Origin of the sequence: Pseudomonas sp. CBZ-4 (assembly GCF_000346755.1) — a bacterium.
Taxonomy (GTDB): domain Bacteria; phylum Pseudomonadota; class Gammaproteobacteria; order Pseudomonadales; family Pseudomonadaceae; genus Aquipseudomonas.
Map to the genome: position 1 here is coordinate 34587 of NZ_ANNV01000166.1, position 18403 is coordinate 52989.

Genomic DNA, 18403 nt, shown 5'->3' on the forward strand with positions numbered 1-18403 from the left:
AAAGTTATTCAGGCGGAGGGGCGCGATGCCTTTTCGGCATGCCCGGACAAGCCGAAGCGACGGTCCAGTTCATCCAGCACGGCCTGCGGATGCTGCCCCAGTTGGGCGAGCATGACCAGGCTGTGGAACCAGAGGTCGGCGGTTTCGTAGATCACGTCGCTGCAGTCGCCGCTGATTTGCGCGTCCTTGGCGGCGATGATGGTCTCGACGGATTCTTCGCCGAGTTTTTCCAGAATCTTGTTCAGGCCCTTGTGGTAGAGGCTGGCGACGTAGGAGCTGTCGGCGTCCGCGCCTTTGCGGTCTTCCAGCACCTGGGCCACGCGGTTCAGGGTATCGCTCATGTCTAGTGTCCTGCGGAATAGATGGCGTGCGGGTCTTTGAGCACCGGTTCGACAACCTTCCACGCGCCGTTCTCGAACACGCGGTAGAAGCAGCTGTGACGGCCGGTGTGGCAGGCGATGTCGCCGATCTGCTCGACCTTGAGGATCACCACGTCGGCGTCGCAGTCGATGCGCATCTCGTGCAGGGTCTGCACGTGCCCGGACTCTTCGCCCTTGCGCCACAGTTTGCCACGCGAACGTGACCAGTAAATGGCGCGCTGCTCAGTGGCGGTGAGGCTCAGGGCCTCGCGGTTCATCCAGGCCATCATCAGCACGCGCCCGGTCTTGTAGTCCTGGGCAATGGCCGGCACCAGGCCGTCACTGTCCCATTTGATCTCGTCCAGCCAGTCTTTCATGTTCGGCTCCGGCAATTTGCGACAGTGTATAACCGGATTGGCTATCGACGCACGATCAGATAAACACCGACGGCGACCATGATGCCCGCCGGCCAGTAGCCCAGCGCATTCAACGGCCCGCCGAGGGCGAGCACGATGCCGCCGGTCAGGTGCGCGGCGCCGAGCAGGCGCAGGAACCAGTCGTCCTTGCGCGTGTGCCACGGTGGTGCGGGGTCTTTGGCGTGGGGCTGGGACATGCGCTCCAGCAGGTCGCGGGTCATGTTGGCCAGGTGCGGCAGTTGCTCGACCTGGCTGTGCAGGTTGCCCAGCAGGGTTTTCGGGCTGACCCGCTCGCGCATCCAGCGTTCGAGGAACGGTTGGGCGGTGTTCCACAGGTCGAGGTCCGGGTACAGCTGGCGGCCCAGGCCTTCGATGTTCAGCAGGGTCTTTTGCAGCAGCACCAGCTGCGGCTGCACTTCCATATTGAAGCGCCGCGCGGTCTGGAACAGGCGCATCAGCACCTGGCCGAAGGAAATATCCTTTAACGGTTTTTCGAAGATCGGCTCGCACACCGTACGGATCGCTGCTTCGAATTCGTTGAGCTTGGTCTCGGCCGGCACCCAGCCCGAATCGATGTGCAACTGCGCCACGCGGCGGTAGTCACGCTTGAAGAAGGCGAACAGGTTGCGTGCCAGGTAGTCCTGGTCCTGCGGGGTGAGGCTGCCGACGATGCCGCAGTCGATCGCGATGTACTGCGGGCTCCACGGGTTGACGGTGCTGACGAAGATGTTGCCGGGGTGCATGTCGGCATGGAAGAAGCTGTCGCGGAACACCTGGGTGAAGAAGATCTCCACGCCGCGTTCGGCGAGCATCTTCATGTCGGTGCGTTGGTCGGCCAGCGTCGCAAGATCCGTCACTTGCACGCCGTAGATGCGCTCCATCACCAGCACTTTCGGGCGGCACCAGTCCCAGTACACTTGCGGCACGTACAGCAGCTCCGAGCCTTCGAAGTTGCGCTTGAGCTGGCTGGCGTTGGCCGCTTCGCGCAGCAGGTCGAGTTCGTCGTAGATGGTTTTTTCGTAGTCGGCGACCACGTCCACCGGGTGCAGCAAGCGTGCGTCGGCGCTGAAGCGCTCGGCGGCGCGGGCGAGGATGAACAGCCACGCCAGGTCCTGGCCGATGATCGGCTTGAGGCCCGGGCGGATCACTTTCACCACCACTTCTTCGCCGCTCTTGAGCTGTGCGGCGTGCACTTGCGCGACCGAGGCCGAGGCCAGCGGCTCGACGTCGAAGCGGCTGAACACGTCGCTGATCTTCTGGCCCAGCTGTTCTTCGATCAGCTTCATCGACTGCTGGGAGTCGAACGGCGGCACGCGGTCTTGCAGCAGCATCAGCTCGTCGGCGATGTCTTCGGGCAGCAGGTCGCGGCGGGTCGAGAGGATCTGCCCGAACTTGATAAAGATCGGCCCCAGGTCCTGCAACGCCAGGCGCAGGCGCGCGCCACGGCTCAGCTCCAGCTTCTTGCGCGGGAACCAGCGCCACGGCAGCACATAGCGCACCGCCAGCAGGAACCACGGCAGGGGCAGGGCGAACAGCAGGTCATCGAGTTGGTAGCGGATTACGACGCGCTGGATACGAAACAAACGGCGGACGGCGAGCAGCTTCATGCGTTATCGCTTGGATCAAGGGAACGGCTCAGGCGCTCGAAGCGGGCCTCAAGGCGTTCCAGGTCGATTTTGGCCTTGTCGAGTTCACGAAAGCGCGCTTGCGCTTCCCGTTCTCCGACCAGGGTGCGCGATTCTTCGCTCAGGTATTCGGCAAGGTTCTGGTTAAGGCTGGCGAACCCTTGCTGATACCACCGCGAACGGCTGCGCAGGTGCCCGCTGATCAGCTGGGTGGCCACCGGGCCGATCCAGCGTGACAGCTCGTATTCCCAGTCCAGTTCCAGGTCTTGCAGCACGGCGGCCAGGTCCATCAGCACCGAACTGTCGCCTTCCAGCTCGACTTCGGCGCTGTGCAGGATCGCCGTCTTGTTGCGGCTCAGGGCCAGGTGCAACAGGCTCGAGGCCGGCGCACGCAGGGTGCAATCGGCCTCGGCGGCCCAGGTGCTGGCGAGCAGCAGGCCTTCATCGCTGGGCAGGATAAACAGCTGCAAGGCGGGGCTGCGGCAATCGACGGCAATCACCTTGCCGGTCAAGTGCGCGAGCCGCGCCAGGGCGGTGCTGTCCAGGCGCAGGACACGGTTGAGGCCGTGTTCGACGCTGGCGAGAAGGCCCTGGAACAGCATCAGGGCTTGATGCCGCGGTGCAGGGCGACGATGCCCGAGGTCATGTTGTGGTAGGTCACGCGGTCGAAACCGGCCTCTACCATCATCGACTTCAGGGTTTCCTGGTCGGGGTGCATGCGGATCGATTCGGCCAGGTAGCGATAGCTCTCGGCGTCATTGGTGATCAGCTTGCCCATCAGCGGCATGAAGGCGAACGAGTAGGTGTCGTAGACCTTGGACATGATCGCGTTCGTCGGCTTGGAGAACTCCAGCACCAACAGGCGCCCGCCCGGCTTGAGCACGCGCAGCATCGAGCGGATCGCGTCTTCTTTATGGGTGACGTTGCGCAGGCCGAAGGCGATGGTCACGCAGTCGAAATGGTTGTCGGGGAACGGCAGCTTTTCAGCGTCGGCCTGGACGAATTCGATATTGCCGGCCACGCCTTTATCCAGCAGGCGGTCGCGCCCGACCTTGAGCATGGAACCGTTGATGTCCGCCAGCACCACCTGGCCGGTGGGGCCGACAAGCTTGGAGAACTTGGCTGCCAGGTCGCCCGTGCCGCCGGCGATGTCCAGCACGCGGTTGCCGGTGCGGACGCCCGACAGTTCGATGGTGAAGCGCTTCCACAGGCGGTGCATGCCGCCGGAGAGCACGTCGTTCATCAGGTCGTACTTGGCCGCAACCGAGTGGAACACCTCAGCGACTTTTTCCGCCTTTTGGCTTTCCGGGACGTTCTTGAAGCCGAAGTGAGTGGTGGGTTCGGCATCGCTGCCTTTGCGCTGATCAGTCATATCGCTGTCACCAAAAGAGAATGCGGCACATGATAATCCCCAAGGCCTGCTTTGTCTTGGCAAGGCTGAAGGTAAGATGGGTGGTCACCGAGACCTTTTGCCGCATCGAAGGTATCCAAACCGCTATAAAGAGGAGTCATTGCAATGGCCCGTATTACTGTTGAGCGTGCACATTCCCTGGGTAAAGAAGGCGCGCGGGCAAAGGCCGAGAAGTTGGCGCATAAACTCAAGGAGCAATATGGCCTGGAGCCGTCGTGGTTTGGCGATACCTTGAACCTCAAGCGTTCAGGGGTTAAAGGCACGGTAGTAGTGGCGGATGATTCGCTGCGTATTGATGTGGAACTGGGGCTGTTGATGTCGGCCATGAGTGGCACCATCAAGTCCGAAATCGAGAAGGCCTTGGATAAAGCACTGGCTTGATCCGAGTGTTCTAGGGTGCCGATTCTAATTTTTCCTCCTACTTTGTGGCCAAGCCCTCAACTCCTGTGGGCCGTTCCTCCACCCTATTCTGCGTGAGGTGCACCATGGCCAAAGTTATCTTGAAGAAAAAAATCGACGCCCAGACTACTGCCCTGAGCGACGTTAAAACCTACGCCCGCAAGATCTGGCTGGCGGGTCTGGGGGCTTACGCCAAGGTTGGCAGCGAAGGCAGCGAGTACTTCAAGGAACTCGTTAAAGCCGGTCAACATGTTGAAAGTAAAGGCAAAAAAGTTGCAGTTGAACAAATTGATGCGGCCAACAGTCAGATTGATCAAGTAAAGAGCAATGTCTCCTCTGTCAAAGGTCGGGTAGAAGTTCAGCTGGATAAAGTTGAAAAAGCTTTTGATACTCGTGTTGCCAGTGCCTTGAATCGAATCGGCATTGCGTCTAAACATGACGTGGAGACACTCTCTGCTAAGCTCGAAGAGCTAACGGCATTGCTCGAACGTGTCGCGCGTAAACACTAAGGAGACATCGGGATGGCTGTTCAAAAGAAACCTCAGAAAGAAGGCAGCTCGTGGGTCGGGAAAGTTGAAGAATATTCCCGCAAGATCTGGCTGGCTGGTTTAGGCGTTTACTCGAAGATCGACAGTGACGGCAGCAAACTCTTCGAGACGCTGGTTAAAGACGGCGAGAAGGCCGAGAAAGTAGCCAACAACGCAGTCGGTAAAAAAGTCACTGCGGCCAAAGCCACTGCCGGTTCGCGCATCAGCGATGCGAAGAAACAAGTGCTGGGGACTTGGGGGGAGCTGGAGGGGGCTTTGGACAAGCGCCTTAACAGCGCCATTTCGCGCCTGGGCGTGCCGAGCAAAGCTGAAGTGAAAGCGCTGCACAGCAAGGTCGATACCCTGACCAAGCAAATCGAAAAACTCACCGGCGCCAAAGTGGCTCCAGTGAAAACCGCCGCCGCCAAGCCTGCCGCGAAAACGGCGGCAGCCAAACCGGCCGCTAAAACCGTCGCCAAACCACTGGTGAAAGCCGCGGCCAAGCCCGCTGCAAAACCTGCGGCCAAGGCCCCCGCAAAAGCCGCTGCCAAACCGGCCGCCAAGCCCGCGGCAAAAACCGCAGCGGCCAAACCAGCCGCCAAGCCTGCCGCTAAACCGGTAGCCGCCAAGGCGGCTGCGAAGCCCGCGGCGAAACCTGCCGTGAAAGCGGCGGCCAAACCTGCGGCTAAAACGGCTGCCGCCAAACCGGCTGCCAAGCCGGCAGCAGCCAAACCCGCGGCCAAACCCGCAGTGGCCAAGCCAGCAGCCAAACCTGCGGCGAAGAAACCAGCGGTCGCCAAAAAGCCCGCAGCGCCCAAGCCGGCAGTGGTCGCCAAGCCTGCAGCTGCGCCTACCGCGTCGACAGCCAACTCGGTGTCTGCGCCAACGCCCGCTGCTACCCCGACTGTAACGCCGGCAACCCCGACGCCATCCAGTCAGTCCTGATTTTTGCGGGACATCTGAAAATGCCCGGCCTGCGAAGGTCGGGCATTTTTTTTCGGGCGCACAACGTGGCGCCTGAAGGCACCGCTAGTTGTAGGTGATCGACACGGTCACGGCGCTGGCCAGGCTGCCTTGGGTGATGGCTGCGCCGGTTTTATGGTAGGCCCCTGCCAGTGGCAGCACGGCCTTGTTGCCGCTGGTGACCACCGTTCGGCTGCGCTCGGCGGGCGTGCCATTGGCCGGGATGGTCGAAAGGCCGGGGGCGCGGTGTGTCAGCCAAAGGGCTGTACCCCCGGAAGTGCCGGTGTTGGCGAACAGCATCCCGTTGTCTGCCGAAGGGGTCCCGGTGAATAGGAAGATCACGTTGCGAATGTCCGATTCGCAGTCGGCAGACACCTCGAAATCCAACTGCCCCGCGTAGGGTGTTGAATCCAAGTCGGAAATCTTGATAGGCGGCAAGGCAATGGTGCGGTTCTCGTCACCCGCCGCCAGGTTGCAGGTGCCCGCGTTGACTTGCCCGACAAAGGTCAAAGTACCGCTCGTAGCGGCCTGGGCCGCAGGGTGGGTGAAGGTTGCCGCGATTGTCAGCAGCAGAGAAAGGTGGCGCATGTTCATCAGGTTTTCCCAGCGTTTCAGTTGTAAGTGATAGTGACCGTGGCAGTGGTGGCCAGGGTGCCTTGGCTGACTGTTCCGTTTTTGTGATAAGCCGCGCCAAGTGGCAACACGGCGCGATTGCCGGTGACGACCACCGTGCGCGTGTCATTGGCACTGAGGGTCTGTGGCGTGCCGCCGAGGCGGGAGTACAGCCAGAGCGCCACACCGCCGGCCGAGCCGGTATTGGCGAAGAGCGAGGGGTTGCCTGGCGCAGGTGTGCCGGTAAAGCGGAACGTCACGTCACTGGCGTCGCTGCAATTGGCCGTCAATTCGAAATCGTGGGCGCCTGCGCTGATTGCGCTGTCGAAATCGCGCACGCGCACCTCGGGAAGGGGGATCGTGCGGTTGACGTCGCCTGCCTCCAGGTCACAGGTGGCGGGGGCCCTGATGAAGCTGACCGAGTTGCCGAGTTGCAGGAGGAAACGGTCTGGGACATCCATCCATTTCTTTTCCCAGAAGCGCCCGCTGGGGATTGTCCAGCTGGTGACGGGGCCGATCTTGTAGAAGGTGGCCTCGGCGTAGGTGAAGCTGGGAACCTTCCCGTAGATGTACTCGGGGCCCTGGTTATAAAGTGCAAAGTTGGCTTGCCCGCCGCCGGCCCATTTCATCGAAATCGTGACGCCGATGCCTGGAACCTCTGTGAGGTAGGCGCCCGTACTGGGGTCCTGCAATTGTTGATATCGCCCGATGATCCAACTGCGCTCAGCAACGCGGCAGTCGGCAAAATAGTCGGGCGCCGAACCGCTGAACGCCTGGCGAAGGATCACACTGCCGACCGGCAGGCTGTCCGGTACGCTGATCGTCGCTGGCAGGTTCAGGGTGAATGTATCGTTCTGGTATCGGTCACACCCCGCTTCAGCGGCAAGGGGCAGGCCGAAGGCCAGTAGTGCGCAAGCGAGTGGGGTCGAGTATTTCATCTTCAGTCCGTCAGCAATAAACAGGGCATGAGCGCGCGCGTAACGCGGCGATCAACCGCTTGAATGGGTTTGGCAAGTGCCGGCGTCCAGATGGCGCAAGCGATTGGCTTTGCCCGTGGAGGGCTCGGCGCCCAGCCTGTAGCGCAGCACGCAAGCGGCGTCGGCATGGGCGCCCCACTTGACGGTCAACGGCCCTTCCGCACGCGACACCCGCACAAAGGCCCTGCCGCCCTGGCCGACCACGCCAACACTGGCCCCGGCGTCATCGAATACATCCGAGCCGAACGGCAACGGGCTGCCGTCTTCGCGCTGTGCATGGATCAGGATGGCCTGGCCGTTGACCGTATCGAAGTGCAGCTTCACCACCGAGCCGGCACGAGGCGCGACGTTTTGTGCGGCGGTCTTGAGCTCCACGTCGACGGACAGATCCTTGGGGTCCAGTTCGACAACGTTCTGGCGATAGGGCGTGAGGTGCGGCACCACGGCAAAACCGCGCTTGCCGACCTGGGCGCCATGGTTGCCATTGATCCGTGCACCCTGTGCATCCGGAGCCTGGACGATGCCGATGGTGTCGCCCAATTCCGGCGCGAAGGTCACGCCGTCGCGGTGGGCGACAATGCCTCCGGTGATGCCGAGGGACATCGAGCGGTAGCTGTCGCTTTGCCCGTAGCCAGCGGACAACACGCCCTGGCTCGCCTGATATTTCGCGTCGGCGCTTATCGCATGGCTGCTGCCCTGCGTGCGGCTGCCGCCTACCCCGTAGGTAAATTCGCTGCGTTCGCCCAGGGTGCCGCCGAGGTTCAACCGCTCGCCGCTGCTTTGGTTGCCGCGGTAGGCCGTGGTGGTCAAGGTCGGCGAGCGTGCATCGCTGCCCAACGGCAGGCTCAGGGTCAGTTCCACTTGCTTGTCCACCCGGTCACTGAGCAAATCCTTGGTGCGCTGGGCGCTGAGGGTGTAGTGCAGGCCTTTCCAGCTGCCGCTGTAACCTGTGGTGAAGGTCAGGTTGCCGCTGGTACGGTTCCAGTAGTTTTGCGAGGAGCCGGTCAGGTAGACCGTCCCGTTGCCCACGCTTTGGTTGAGGCTGATGTCCATCCGGTCGCGCAGGCGCGATACGCGGTTCAGGTTGCGCCCATCAATGGCGAGGTCGCGAACCCGCGCTGCGTCGACGATGCTCAGGTAGCCTTCGGTGGAGTAACGGTAGGCACCGAGGGCAAAGTGCGTGCCGGTGTCGGTGAAGTTCTTGCTGTAGCGCAGTTGCACACTTTGCCCCTGGCGGGATCCGTTGCCGGGCAGATGTGCGCTTGAACGGGTCAGGTCAAACGACAGTGCCCCGTACGGCGTATTGAACGCGGAACCGACCAACTGCGCCTGATAGTCGTCACCCATCACCGCACCGGTGTAGCCGGTCAACAGGTTGCTGAGACCGTGCTGATAGGTGGCTTGCATCAGCCTGGGTGGATGGCGCAGGCCGATTTCATCCAGCACGCCAGCACTCAACCCATAGCGGCTGGAGCCGGCGCGCAGCAGGTTGGCGTTGGCGGCGAACGGCACGATGAATTCGCGCTGGCGGCCGTCGGCTTCAGTCACCGTGACGCTCAAGTCGCCGCCATAGCCCGTCGGATACAGGTCGTTGAGCACAAACGGGCCGGGGGCCACCGACACTTCATCCAGCAACACGCCACGCTGGCGCACGGTCACCCGCGCGTTGGTCTCGGCGATACCTCGCACGATGGGCGCGAACCCGCGCTGGGAGTCGGGCAGCATGCGGTCATCGCTGAACAGGCTGGCGCCGTGCAAGCGCACACTGTCGAACAGCGCGCCCGGGGTATAGATCTCGCCGACCATCAGTTGGGATTGCAGCGGGCCCACTTCGCGCTGCACATAGGTGTTGCTGCTTTGATAGCCCGAGGCCGCGTCTGTCTGGCTGAAACTGCCGTTGTGGCGCCAGTGCCAGTCGCCCAGGTTGAGCCCGCTGTTCAGGCCCAGGTAGTGCGAGTCGAGCGAGCGCCCCTGGGTGCGGGTGGCAAAGGTGTTGGCGTTGTAGCGCACAAAGGCGGCATCGATTCCGCCATCCCAGTGCTTCGGGTCGACAAAGCCGCGAACCTTGCGCGCCAGGTAGATCTGCGGAACCTGGAGTGTCAGGCGGTTTTCGCCCGGATCGAACTGGCCGGTGCTGCCGGGCAGGTAGCGGGCAATGTCTGCGCAGCGTTCATAGTCGGGGGGTGGCGCGCCGGGTTGATCCTTTGGCGCGTCCAGGTCGATGCCGAACCTGAGCAGGGCGTCCTGCTCCAGGCACATCTGCGCAGAGTCCCGGCCTTCGGTTGCGACGAAGGTCAAGGTTTCGCGACCTATCCACTGGCCGTTCAGGTAAACGTCGGTGCGGTAGTTGCCGGGCAGCACGATGTTGCCCTGGCTGAACTTCGTGATATCGACCTGCTGGCCGCCCGCGCCATCCGGAAAGAAGGCGGGGTTGAACCCGACATTTTCTACCGCATGGCTGCCCATGGCATAGGCGCCGCTCAGCAGTAACAGGCAACGCGCCGGCAGTGCCAGACAGGCGCGCACAAAGGGCACGTTTCTGACGCTGGCGTGGGTGTTCAAACTCATGTTTACCCTTTCCAAAAATAGGCACTGTCCGAATCCGGGCCAAGGGGAGCCCTGCCCTGAAAAATGGGCATCAAGACGAACCTGTGCAGTGGAGTGAGTCGCGCGGGCGGGACGTTACGGCGCCACGCAAGCCTCATCGTTCATGTCGAGACCTTGGCGCTGTGCGCGCTGCGCACTCCGTAGTCGTCGAGTGTCTGGAACTCAACAGTGGCGGCGCCCGGTGGCGTCTTGAGGGTGGGCAGTTCAAAGCGCTGGCGCGCCCCCGGGGCCACCATGTTTCCGGCGCCTGATCCAGCGGCCTTGCGCGCGTGACGGTGTGCCGATTCCAGCACCTCGATCTGTTCGAACGTCACGTAGTAAGGCGTGGGGTTGAAGACCTCCAGGACTTGGCCCTGCGCCGTTGATTCACGCCGCCATTGCAGTTTCCCCGGTGCCGCATCGACGCCATACGGCAGGTTCGGCGGTCGCAAAAACAGCTTGATCCGGGAACGGAAGGCCAGTTGCAGTTGATTGGCCTCCTGGGAATGCGCAGGCACTTCCAGCAGGTTGAACCAGAACAGGCTTTCCTGATTCGCCGCCTGGGCCTCGCCCGTATACGCCAGGCGCACCACCTGTTGCTTGCCCGGCTCCATGCGGAAGATCGGTGGCGTGGCGATAAACGGCACGCTGGCCAGGTCCGGTGTGGCGTGTTCGTCGCCGCTGTCCAGCCAGACTTGGATCAGTACGGGGGCGCGGTTCTTGCTCTCCAGCCTGACTGTTACTTCCTTGTCGTCTTGCGGGTAGATGATCCGGGTGTTGTTGATGACCACGCTGGCGTGCGCGGCGGCTGCGCCGAGCAGTGCGAAGATCAATGCCATGAGCCTGGCGGCAAGCGGTGAAACGAAGGTGGCGTTCATGCAAGAGGTCATCGGGCAACTGAAGAGGTCAGCGTTGCCGAGTGGCGCACACGGGCACCGAAGTCGCTGACGCTGGTGAATTCGACTTTGGGCGTACCGCCCGGGCGATGGCGCAGCAACGGCAGGGCATACAGTCTTACCCCGCCGGCGGGCATCAGCAGGCCGTCGTTGGCGTCTTTGTTGGGCGCTTTGCTGAACCGTTTGCCTTCGCTCAGCAGGTCAACCGAGGTCAGGGAGATATGGTAGGGCGTAGGGTTGGTCGCTTGCAGGGCGTAGCCCTGGCCGTGGGCAACCAGTTGCCATTGCAGTTTTGCCGCCGCGCTGCCCACCGGGTAGGGCAAGGCCTGGGGCCGCAGAAACACACGCAAGCGGGTGCGGAAGGCCAGTTCGATCTGATTGTTCTGTTCGGCCCCGGCGGTCAGCGGCGGAACTTCCAACACGTTGAGCCAGTACAGGCTTTCGCGATCAGTGGGTGTGTCTTCCCCCGAATGGCGCAGGCGCAACGCCTGTTGCTGATGGGGCTCAATGCGGAAGATCGGTGGCGACAGGCTGAACGGTGTGCGCGCCGTTGCCGGTGTCGAGCGAATGTCGCCGGTATCCAGCCAGGTCTGCACCAGCGCCGGGCGGTGACCTTTGTTCTCCAGCCGTACGACAACCTCCTGCTGGTCGGCAGGATAGATCACACGGGTGCCGTAGATAATGACCCCCGCCTGAGCGGGAAATGCGTGCAGCAGTAACCATCCGACGCCACAGGTGGCAAGCGCGAGGCAGGCCAGCTTTTTCATGCGCAAAGCTCTCTTCTAATCCGGCGGATGGGCCTGCCGGACAGCAGCAGGCCCACGTACTCTCTTGGTTAGTCGGCGTACACGATCATGAAGCCGACGCGGGTTTTGACCGTGCCCTCCGTCGCAGCGCCGCTGGCGTACAGTTGCGCGGCCAGTGGGATCACAGCCTGGTTGTCGGCGATCACCACGCCTTCGGATTTTTCGGTGTAAACGTTAATCGGCGAGCCGTCACGGTTCGTCACTTCAACCTGTACGTTCTTGGCGTTTGTGGTGTCGGACGGATCATCGTGGCCGTCGATATTCAAGCGCCCGGTCGCCACATCGATGGCCGGGCTGGTGGGGTCGAATGCAACCATGGCGGTACGGCCGTTGGTGCAACTGCCTTCGCCGGGTGCGCCAATGCGGATGGTGAAACCGGTCAGGTTGGCGCGATCACCCGGTTTCGCCAGGCGTGCGGCGGATACACCGCCCAGGTTCACGTCCTTGACCACTGCACCGGTGCCGGGCGCTGCGCCTTCGATGGTGCAGGTCGTATCGTTCACCAGCCCGGTGAAATTGATCGTTCCATCATTTGCAGCATGGGCCGCTTGCGAGACGGTAGCGGCCACGGCAAGTGTCGCAACAAAGGTGGAGAGAACATTGAATTTCATAGTGTTTCCAATCTTGAGTTAACTGAGTAACCCACCACAGATTGAAGCGTTACATCGGTGTTGTTCTGGATCTTTATAGCGTGGTGGGGGCTCCTAATTTGTCTGGGAAAGTTGACGCGGCCTATAGAAGTGTCACGAGATTGCTCTCGTGATTGTTCGAAAATCAACGGTTTGTAGTTAAAGAATTTATGCCGGAATAGGTCCGTAAGAAGTAGGTGTAAGTCTTGTCTGTAGTACTGGGATGTAAGAGTGATTCTTGTTGTTTTGCAGGTTGATTACCGTATGGGGCTGCGCTATACCGTGTTCCTGTAAAGAAAAAACTTGTACCAAGTTGTACCTATTTTTACGAGTTTCCCGGTGGTTGATATGCATACCATCATGTTGTTGGATGATCATGAGATGGTTCGGCAAGGGATCGAGTTGGGCCTGGGCAACGAGCCCGATCTGGATGTGATCGGCTCCTTCAGGACGTCCAGGGAATTGCTTGAAGCGCTTGCCCGGCGGGTTGCGGATGTGGTGGTGATGGACTTTACACTGGGGCCTTCGGACACCGATGGTCTGAGCCTGATCCAGACCTTGAGTCGGCGGTTCAAGCGCTGCAGGCTGCTGGTTGTATCGTCGCACTACACGCTCGCGACCGTATCGCTGGCGTTGAAGGCTGGAAGTCTGGGTGTGCTGGGCAAGACCCAGAAACTCACCGAATTGATAGTGGCAATTCGAACGGTTGCCCAAGGTCGGATTTACCTGGAACGTTGCATGTTATTGGCGCTTCAGGAATCGACCTCATTTTTTGACCGGGTGGATGTTAATTCGCCCGTGGTACGTCCGGCGTCTTTGCGCTTGAATACCCGCCTCACGCCAAAAGAGCAGGAAGTATTGCGTTGTTTTCTCGAGGGCATGTCCGTAAGTTCAATTGCGGTAAAGTTCTCGCGCAGTGTGAGTACCATCAGCACGCAAAAACAGTCAGCCTATCGAAAACTGGGGATCAAGACTGACAGCGAACTGTTCATGTTCACTAAACAGTTTGGCCGGCCGGGGTGATGGCCTGTTTGAAAACACTATTGGGGCACACCGTTAAATCGGGTTGTCCAGATAACGCAGTGCCAGCTGCTCGGTCGCTTGCCGTGCCGGCGACAACAGGTGCGGCGCCACCAGCATCATGATCTGGTAGACCACCACCTGCACCTCGCCCTCGCGGTCGAGAATCCGTTGGTAGTCCAGGGAAAACAGCAGGGTCATGGTGATCTGCTCCACCAGTTGCCCCAGCGCCTGGGTGCCGCTGACCAGTTGCCCGGCCGCTTTCAGGCGGGCGAGCAATGACGCCAGGGTGCGCTTGAGCGCAGTGAGCAGGTTGCGAATGCCCTTGGCCAGTTTCGGCAGGCGTCCTGCCAGGTTCGACAAATCCTGGAACAGAAAGCGGTAGTGGGCCATGCGCTCGACGATCAGGTGCAGGAACAGCCAGTAATCCTGAGGCTCCAGTTGTGCCTCCGCCGGCGGGTCGAGCAGCGGTGCCAGTTCATTTTGGAAGCGCTCGAACAGCCCGAGCACCAGCGGCTCCTTGCCATGGAAGTGGTAGTAGAGGTTGCCGGGGCTGATCCCCATCTCATTGGCGACCTCCATGGTCGACACATTTGGCTCGCCCTTCTGGTTGAACAACTGCAGGGCACATTCAAGGATACGGTCGCGGGTCTTCATCCAGTCTTCTTAATCTGATCGCTGAGCTCAGCGCACCCGCACGTAAGTGCCTGGCGCCGCTTCCATCGGTGGGTAATTCTGGTTGCCCAGGGCGGTGAGGGTTTCGCGCTGTACGCCCGAGCGTTGCTGGATCCACTCCAGCCACTGCGGCCACCAACTGCCTTCGACGTGGTTGGCGTCGTAGTACCAGGCGCGCGGGTCGCTGCTCAGCTTGGGGTTTTCGACGTAGTTGGCCTTGGGGTTGCCCGGCGGGTTGAGGATGCTCTGGATATGCCCGCTGTTGGACAGCACGAAGCGCTTGTCGCCGCCCAGCAGTTGGGTGGAGCGATACACCGCGTCCCACGGTGTGATGTGGTCGTTGATCCCGGCGACGCTGAAGCTGTCCACCGTGACTTTCTGCAAGTCGATGGGCGTGCCGCACACCTCCAGGCCACCGGGATGGCTCAGCGGGTTGTGCTTGAAGAAGTCCAGCAGGTCGCCGTGCAGCGCGGCGGGCAGGCGCGTGTTGTCGTTGTTCCAGTACAGGATATCGAAGGCCGGTGGCTCCTTGCCCAACAGGTAGTTGTTGATCCAGTAGTTCCAGATCAGGTCGTTGGGGCGCATCCAGGCGAACACCTTGGCCATGTCGCGGCCATCCAGCACGCCTTGCTGATAGGAGCGGCGCTTGGCGGCCTCCAGGGTTTGCTCGTCGACGAACAGCGTGGCGGGGCTGTCGATCTGGCTGTCCAGCAGGCTCACCAGGTAGCTGGCACTGGAGATGCGCCGCAGCTGGCGCTTGGCTTGCAGGTGGCCTTGCAGGGCGGCGATGGTCAGGCCGCCGGCGCAGGCGCCCATCAGGTTGACCTCACGCGTGCCGGTGATCGCCCGGCACACGTTGAGCGCCTCTTCCAGCGCCGCGACGTAGGTGGACAGGCCCCACTCGCGGTGGCGCACATCCGGGTTGCGCCAGCTGACCATAAACGTCTGCAAACCGTTTTTCAGGGCGTACTGCACAAAGCTGTTGGCCGGGCTCAGGTCGAAGATGTAGTACTTGTTGATTTGCGGCGGTACCACCAGCAGTGGCTTGGCGTACTGTTTTTCGCTCATGGGCTTGTACTGGATCAGCTCCAGCAGCTCATTGCGAAACACCACCGAACCGGGCGTCGTCGCCACCGTCTTGCCGACTTCAAAGGCATGCTTGCTGACCTGGCGTGGCAGGCCGTTGTTGTGCAGCAGGTCTTCGACCAGGTTGGTCACGCCGCGCACCACGCTGTTGCCGCCGGAGTTGAGCAACTCCTTGATGGCCAGCGGGTTGAGCAGGGTGTTGGATGGGGAGACGGCATCGTTGAGCAGGGAAAAGGCGAAGTGCGCACGGGCGCGGTCATCGGCGCTGAGGGTGCTGTCGTCGATCCAGTGGCGGGTTTGTTTCTGCCAGCTCAGGTAGGCCTGCAAGCTGCGCCGGTACAGGGGGTTGAGCTTCCAGGTGGGGTCGATGAAGCGGCTGTCGTTGGGGTTGGGCTCGTGCACGGTTTCGCCCAGCAGGACGCGGCCCAGCTGACCACTCAATGCCCAGGCATGGCGGGCCGTGTGCACCGGGTTGCGCAAACCGTGGGCGGCCACGCTGCGCAGGGTCGAGAGCAAGTCCCGACCGCGCAGGCCGGTGATCGCATTTTGCGCATTGATAAACGCGGCCGGGGTGGGCGCCGGGTTCGTCACGGGTCTTTCTCGCATGAGCCAACACTCCTTCGTCAAGCCATCAACAGGCACGCCAATTCAGAACCATAGTCGGTTCCTGGCAAGTTGCGCGGCGGTGTGGTCCTTACACCGCCGGGCGCGGATGAATCACCGCACGCATGCGCTCCTCTTCGAGAAATTTCATGATGATCGGCGCCACGGCTTCGGCCCGGGTGATCAGGAACAGGTGGCCATCATCGATGATGTGCAGCTGTGCATTGGGAATGCGCCAGGCGAGCATGCGCATGTTGATCAGCGGGATCAGCGGGTCGTCGTCCCCCGCCAGCACCAGGGTCGGCTGGCGGATCTTGTGCAGCCAATGGATGCTGGTCCAGCCCAGCCCGGCGAACAGTTGCCAGTAGTAACCGAGCTTGCCGGCCGAGCGCACTTTGCTCGCGTGTTCGGCGGCGAGCTTCGAGTCGCGGCGGAACGAGCCGCCATAGATCATCGGCGCGATGCGCACCACATGGGACGGTTGGATATAGCGGCGCGGGCTGGCCATCAGCCACAGCACCTTCGGCTTGCCCGGCACCATCACCGCGCCGGCTGCCGTGGCCGCAAGAATCAGCTTCTTGCAGCGCTCGGGGTAATCGTAGGCGAATTGCTGCGCCAGCGCGCCGCCCCACGACACGCCCACCACGCTCACCTGGCCGTAGTCGAGGTAATCGAGCATGCGCGCCGTGAGCTTGGCCAGGCCGGGAAACCGGTAAGGCCGCTTGGGTGTCGACGAGCCGCCGACGCCGGGGACGTCGAAGGCGATCACCTCCAGGTCCGGGTCCAGCGCCTGGACGAACGGAAACACCAACTCAAGGTTGGCGCCGATGCCATTGAAGATCAGCAGCGGCGTCAAGTGAGGCTTGCCCGGGCGCACCGCCGTGCGGATGGTCTGGCCATCCAGGTCGATGGTGCGGAAGATGAACGGTTGCGGCATGCTCAAGCCCTGTGAAGTGGTGCTGTTTATCTGTAGGAACTCGGTCCATGTGGGAGCTGGCTTGCCTGCGATGGCATTCTTCCAGCCAGCCCATCAGCTCACTGGCCCACCGCTATCGCAGGCAAGCCAGCTCCCACACTGACTGCATTTCAGCCATACATCTGGTTATCGTTCGTGTACGTAGGTGCCCGGTGCCGCTTCCGCTGCGGCGTAAGTTTTGTTACCCAAACTCGTCGGAGCCTTCTTCAATTTACCCGCCCGCTCCGCCTGCCACGCCTGCCAATGCAACCACCAGGAATCGGTGTGCTTGGTCGCATTCTCCTGCCAGTCCAGCGGTGTCGCCGTCAGGCTGTCGCTGGTCTGGTAGCGCGCCTTGGGGTTGCCCGGCGGGTTGAGGATGCTCTGGATATGCCCGCTGCTGGACAGCACGAACTCGACCTTGCCGCCAAACAGCTGTGCCGACTTGTAGCAGGACTGCCACGGCGTGATGTGGTCGTTGGTGCCGGCCAGTGCGTAGATATCCGCGGTGACCTGCTTGAGGTCGATGGGCGTGCCGCACACTTCCAGGGCATTGGCGCGGACCAGCGGGTTGTTCTTGAACAGCTCGATCAGGTCGCCATGGAAAGCCGCCGGCAAGCGCGTGGTGTCGTTGTTCCAGAACAGGATGTCGAACACCGGTGGCTCGTTGCCCAGCAGGTAGTTGTTGACCCAGTAGTTCCAGATCAGGTCGTTGGGGCGCATCCAGGCGAACACCTTGGCCATGTCGCGGCCTTCGAGCACGCCGGCCTGGTAGGAGTGGCGCTTGGCCGCTTCCAGGGTTTGCTCATCGACGAACAACGCCACCTGGGTGTCCAGGGTGGTGTCCAGCACGCTGACCAGCAGGGTCAGGGCGTTGACCTTTTTCTCCCCCAGCGCGGCGTAATGGCCGAGCAGGGCGGTGCAGGTGATGCCACCGGAGCAGGCGCCGAGCATGTTGATGTCTTTGCTGCCGGTGATCGCGGTGACCACATCCACCGCTTCCTTGAGCGCCTCGATATAGGTCGACAGCCCCCACTCGCGCTGGGCCTTGGTCGGGTTGCGCCAGCTGACGATAAAGGTCTGCTGGCCGTTGCGCAGGCAGAAGCGCGCCAGGCTCTTATCCGGGCTCAGGTCGAAGACATAGAATTTGTTGATCTGCGGCGGCACCACCAGCAGCGGGCGCTCGTGCACCTGTTCGGTGATTGGCTTGTACTGGATCAGCTCCAGCACGTCGTTGCGAAATACCACCGCGCCTTCGCTGGTGCCCAGGGTCTTGCCCACTTCAAAGGCGCCCATGTTGACCTGGCTCGGCATGCCGCCGTTGTGCACCATGTCCTTGGCCAGGTGGGACAAACCGTCCAGCAGGCTTTTGCCGCCGGTTTCAAAGAAGCGTTTGACCGCTGCCGGGTTCGCCGCACTGTTGGTGGGCGCCATGGCTTCGGTCATCAGGTTGATCACGAAGTGGCCGCGGCTGATGTCCTGTTCCGACAGGTTGCTGTCGCCGATCCAGTCGTGCAGTTCCTTGCGCCACGCCAGGTAGGTTTGCAGATAGCGCTTGTAGAGCGGGTTCTGGCTCCAGGCGGGGTCGTGAAAGCGACGGTCATCGCTCTCGGGCACCAGCTCGGATTTGCCGAACATCACGTTCTTCAGTTCGACGCCAAAGTGGGCGACGTGCTTGACGCTGTGCAACGGTTGCTTGATGGCTTGGGTCAGCACCATCTTCGCCGAGGCGAGTAAATCCTTTTTCCGTAACGCGATGATCGGGTTGAGCCCCAGGGTGTTTTCCGAGGCCTGGCGTTTCAAGTCATCGTTGTTCTTGTTACTCATCTACGACGCTCCATTGTCCGAAAGACGAGTA

19 protein-coding genes are annotated in these 18403 nt (G+C 61.6%); 4 read left to right on the forward strand and 15 right to left on the reverse strand.

The window, feature by feature from the left end; all coding sequences use genetic code 11:
• Window positions 1-8: 8 nt before the first annotated feature.
• The 5 genes from B348_RS0125375 to ubiE are packed head-to-tail and all read right to left on the reverse strand — an operon-like array spanning window position 9 to window position 3772.
• The gene (locus tag B348_RS0125375; RefSeq protein WP_003209299.1) at window positions 9-341 is read right to left on the reverse strand and encodes a phosphoribosyl-ATP diphosphatase; all 333 of its coding nucleotides are present in this window, start codon (window positions 339-341) and stop codon (window positions 9-11) included.
• A 2-nt stretch (window positions 342-343) separates the two neighbouring features.
• The gene (gene hisI, locus B348_RS0125380) at window positions 344-736 is read right to left on the reverse strand and encodes a phosphoribosyl-AMP cyclohydrolase (RefSeq protein WP_017738836.1); all 393 of its coding nucleotides are present in this window, start codon (window positions 734-736) and stop codon (window positions 344-346) included.
• Window positions 737-777: 41 nt separating this feature from the next.
• Window positions 778-2382, reverse strand: a complete 1605-nt coding sequence (gene ubiB / locus B348_RS0125385) for a ubiquinone biosynthesis regulatory protein kinase UbiB (RefSeq protein ID WP_017738837.1) — start codon at window positions 2380-2382, stop codon at window positions 778-780.
• Entirely contained in the window at window positions 2379-3002 is a 624-nt protein-coding gene (locus B348_RS0125390) for an SCP2 domain-containing protein (RefSeq protein WP_017738838.1), read from the reverse strand. The genes ubiB and B348_RS0125390 overlap by 4 nt, the downstream gene beginning before the upstream one ends.
• Window positions 3002-3772 (reverse strand): bifunctional demethylmenaquinone methyltransferase/2-methoxy-6-polyprenyl-1,4-benzoquinol methylase UbiE, encoded by a 771-nt coding sequence (gene ubiE / locus B348_RS0125395; protein WP_017738839.1) that lies wholly within the window; start codon window positions 3770-3772, stop codon window positions 3002-3004. The genes B348_RS0125390 and ubiE overlap by 1 nt, the downstream gene beginning before the upstream one ends.
• A 144-nt stretch (window positions 3773-3916) precedes the next feature.
• Between ubiE and B348_RS0125405 the strand changes: the two genes are divergently transcribed.
• From B348_RS0125405 to B348_RS0125415, 3 genes are all read left to right on the forward strand, one after another.
• The gene (locus B348_RS0125405; protein WP_017738841.1) at window positions 3917-4192 is read left to right on the forward strand and encodes a polyhydroxyalkanoic acid system family protein; all 276 of its coding nucleotides are present in this window, start codon (window positions 3917-3919) and stop codon (window positions 4190-4192) included.
• A gap of 104 nt (window positions 4193-4296) precedes the next feature.
• On the forward strand, window positions 4297-4719 hold the full coding sequence (locus B348_RS0125410; RefSeq protein ID WP_017738842.1) for a phasin family protein: 423 nt from the start codon (window positions 4297-4299) through the stop codon (window positions 4717-4719).
• A 12-nt stretch (window positions 4720-4731) separates the two neighbouring features.
• The gene (locus B348_RS0125415) at window positions 4732-5682 is read left to right on the forward strand and encodes a phasin family protein (protein WP_017738843.1); all 951 of its coding nucleotides are present in this window, start codon (window positions 4732-4734) and stop codon (window positions 5680-5682) included.
• An 84-nt stretch (window positions 5683-5766) separates the two neighbouring features.
• Here the strand turns inward: B348_RS0125415 and B348_RS0125420 are convergent, their stop codons facing one another.
• From B348_RS0125420 to B348_RS0125445, 6 genes are all read right to left on the reverse strand, one after another.
• Complete coding sequence (locus tag B348_RS0125420; RefSeq protein WP_017738844.1) at window positions 5767-6294, reverse strand: fimbrial protein; 528 nt, start codon at window positions 6292-6294, stop codon at window positions 5767-5769.
• A gap of 17 nt (window positions 6295-6311) precedes the next feature.
• A complete protein-coding gene (locus B348_RS0125425) occupies window positions 6312-7250 on the reverse strand; it encodes a fimbrial protein (RefSeq protein ID WP_017738845.1) in 939 nt (312 codons plus the stop codon).
• Between the two features lie 51 nt (window positions 7251-7301).
• Window positions 7302-9857: a fimbria/pilus outer membrane usher protein gene (locus tag B348_RS0125430; RefSeq protein WP_017738846.1), complete on the reverse strand. Its 2556-nt coding sequence runs from the start codon at window positions 9855-9857 to the stop codon at window positions 7302-7304.
• A gap of 140 nt (window positions 9858-9997) precedes the next feature.
• Window positions 9998-10753, reverse strand: coding sequence for a molecular chaperone (locus tag B348_RS0125435; RefSeq protein ID WP_026137059.1), 756 nt, complete (start codon window positions 10751-10753; stop codon window positions 9998-10000).
• An 8-nt stretch (window positions 10754-10761) separates the two neighbouring features.
• Window positions 10762-11538, reverse strand: coding sequence for a molecular chaperone (locus B348_RS0125440; RefSeq protein WP_017738848.1), 777 nt, complete (start codon window positions 11536-11538; stop codon window positions 10762-10764).
• Between the two features lie 68 nt (window positions 11539-11606).
• Window positions 11607-12188, reverse strand: coding sequence for a fimbrial protein (locus B348_RS0125445; protein WP_017738849.1), 582 nt, complete (start codon window positions 12186-12188; stop codon window positions 11607-11609).
• A gap of 366 nt (window positions 12189-12554) precedes the next feature.
• Here B348_RS0125445 and B348_RS0125450 point away from each other — a divergent pair, with 366 nt between their 5' ends.
• Window positions 12555-13229, forward strand: a complete 675-nt coding sequence (locus B348_RS0125450) for a response regulator transcription factor (protein ID WP_256204500.1) — start codon at window positions 12555-12557, stop codon at window positions 13227-13229.
• A 33-nt stretch (window positions 13230-13262) separates the two neighbouring features.
• Here the strand turns inward: B348_RS0125450 and B348_RS0125455 are convergent, their stop codons facing one another.
• The 4 genes from B348_RS0125455 to phaC (B348_RS0125470) form a co-directional block, all read right to left on the reverse strand.
• Window positions 13263-13883, reverse strand: coding sequence for a TetR/AcrR family transcriptional regulator (locus B348_RS0125455; RefSeq protein ID WP_017738851.1), 621 nt, complete (start codon window positions 13881-13883; stop codon window positions 13263-13265).
• Window positions 13884-13910: 27 nt separating this feature from the next.
• On the reverse strand, window positions 13911-15593 hold the full coding sequence (phaC, locus tag B348_RS0125460; protein ID WP_026137061.1) for a class II poly(R)-hydroxyalkanoic acid synthase: 1683 nt from the start codon (window positions 15591-15593) through the stop codon (window positions 13911-13913).
• A gap of 88 nt (window positions 15594-15681) precedes the next feature.
• On the reverse strand, window positions 15682-16527 hold the full coding sequence (gene phaZ, locus B348_RS0125465) for a poly(3-hydroxyalkanoate) depolymerase (RefSeq protein ID WP_017738853.1): 846 nt from the start codon (window positions 16525-16527) through the stop codon (window positions 15682-15684).
• A gap of 165 nt (window positions 16528-16692) precedes the next feature.
• The gene (gene phaC / locus B348_RS0125470) at window positions 16693-18372 is read right to left on the reverse strand and encodes a class II poly(R)-hydroxyalkanoic acid synthase (RefSeq protein ID WP_017738854.1); all 1680 of its coding nucleotides are present in this window, start codon (window positions 18370-18372) and stop codon (window positions 16693-16695) included.
• Window positions 18373-18403 lie beyond the last annotated feature (31 nt).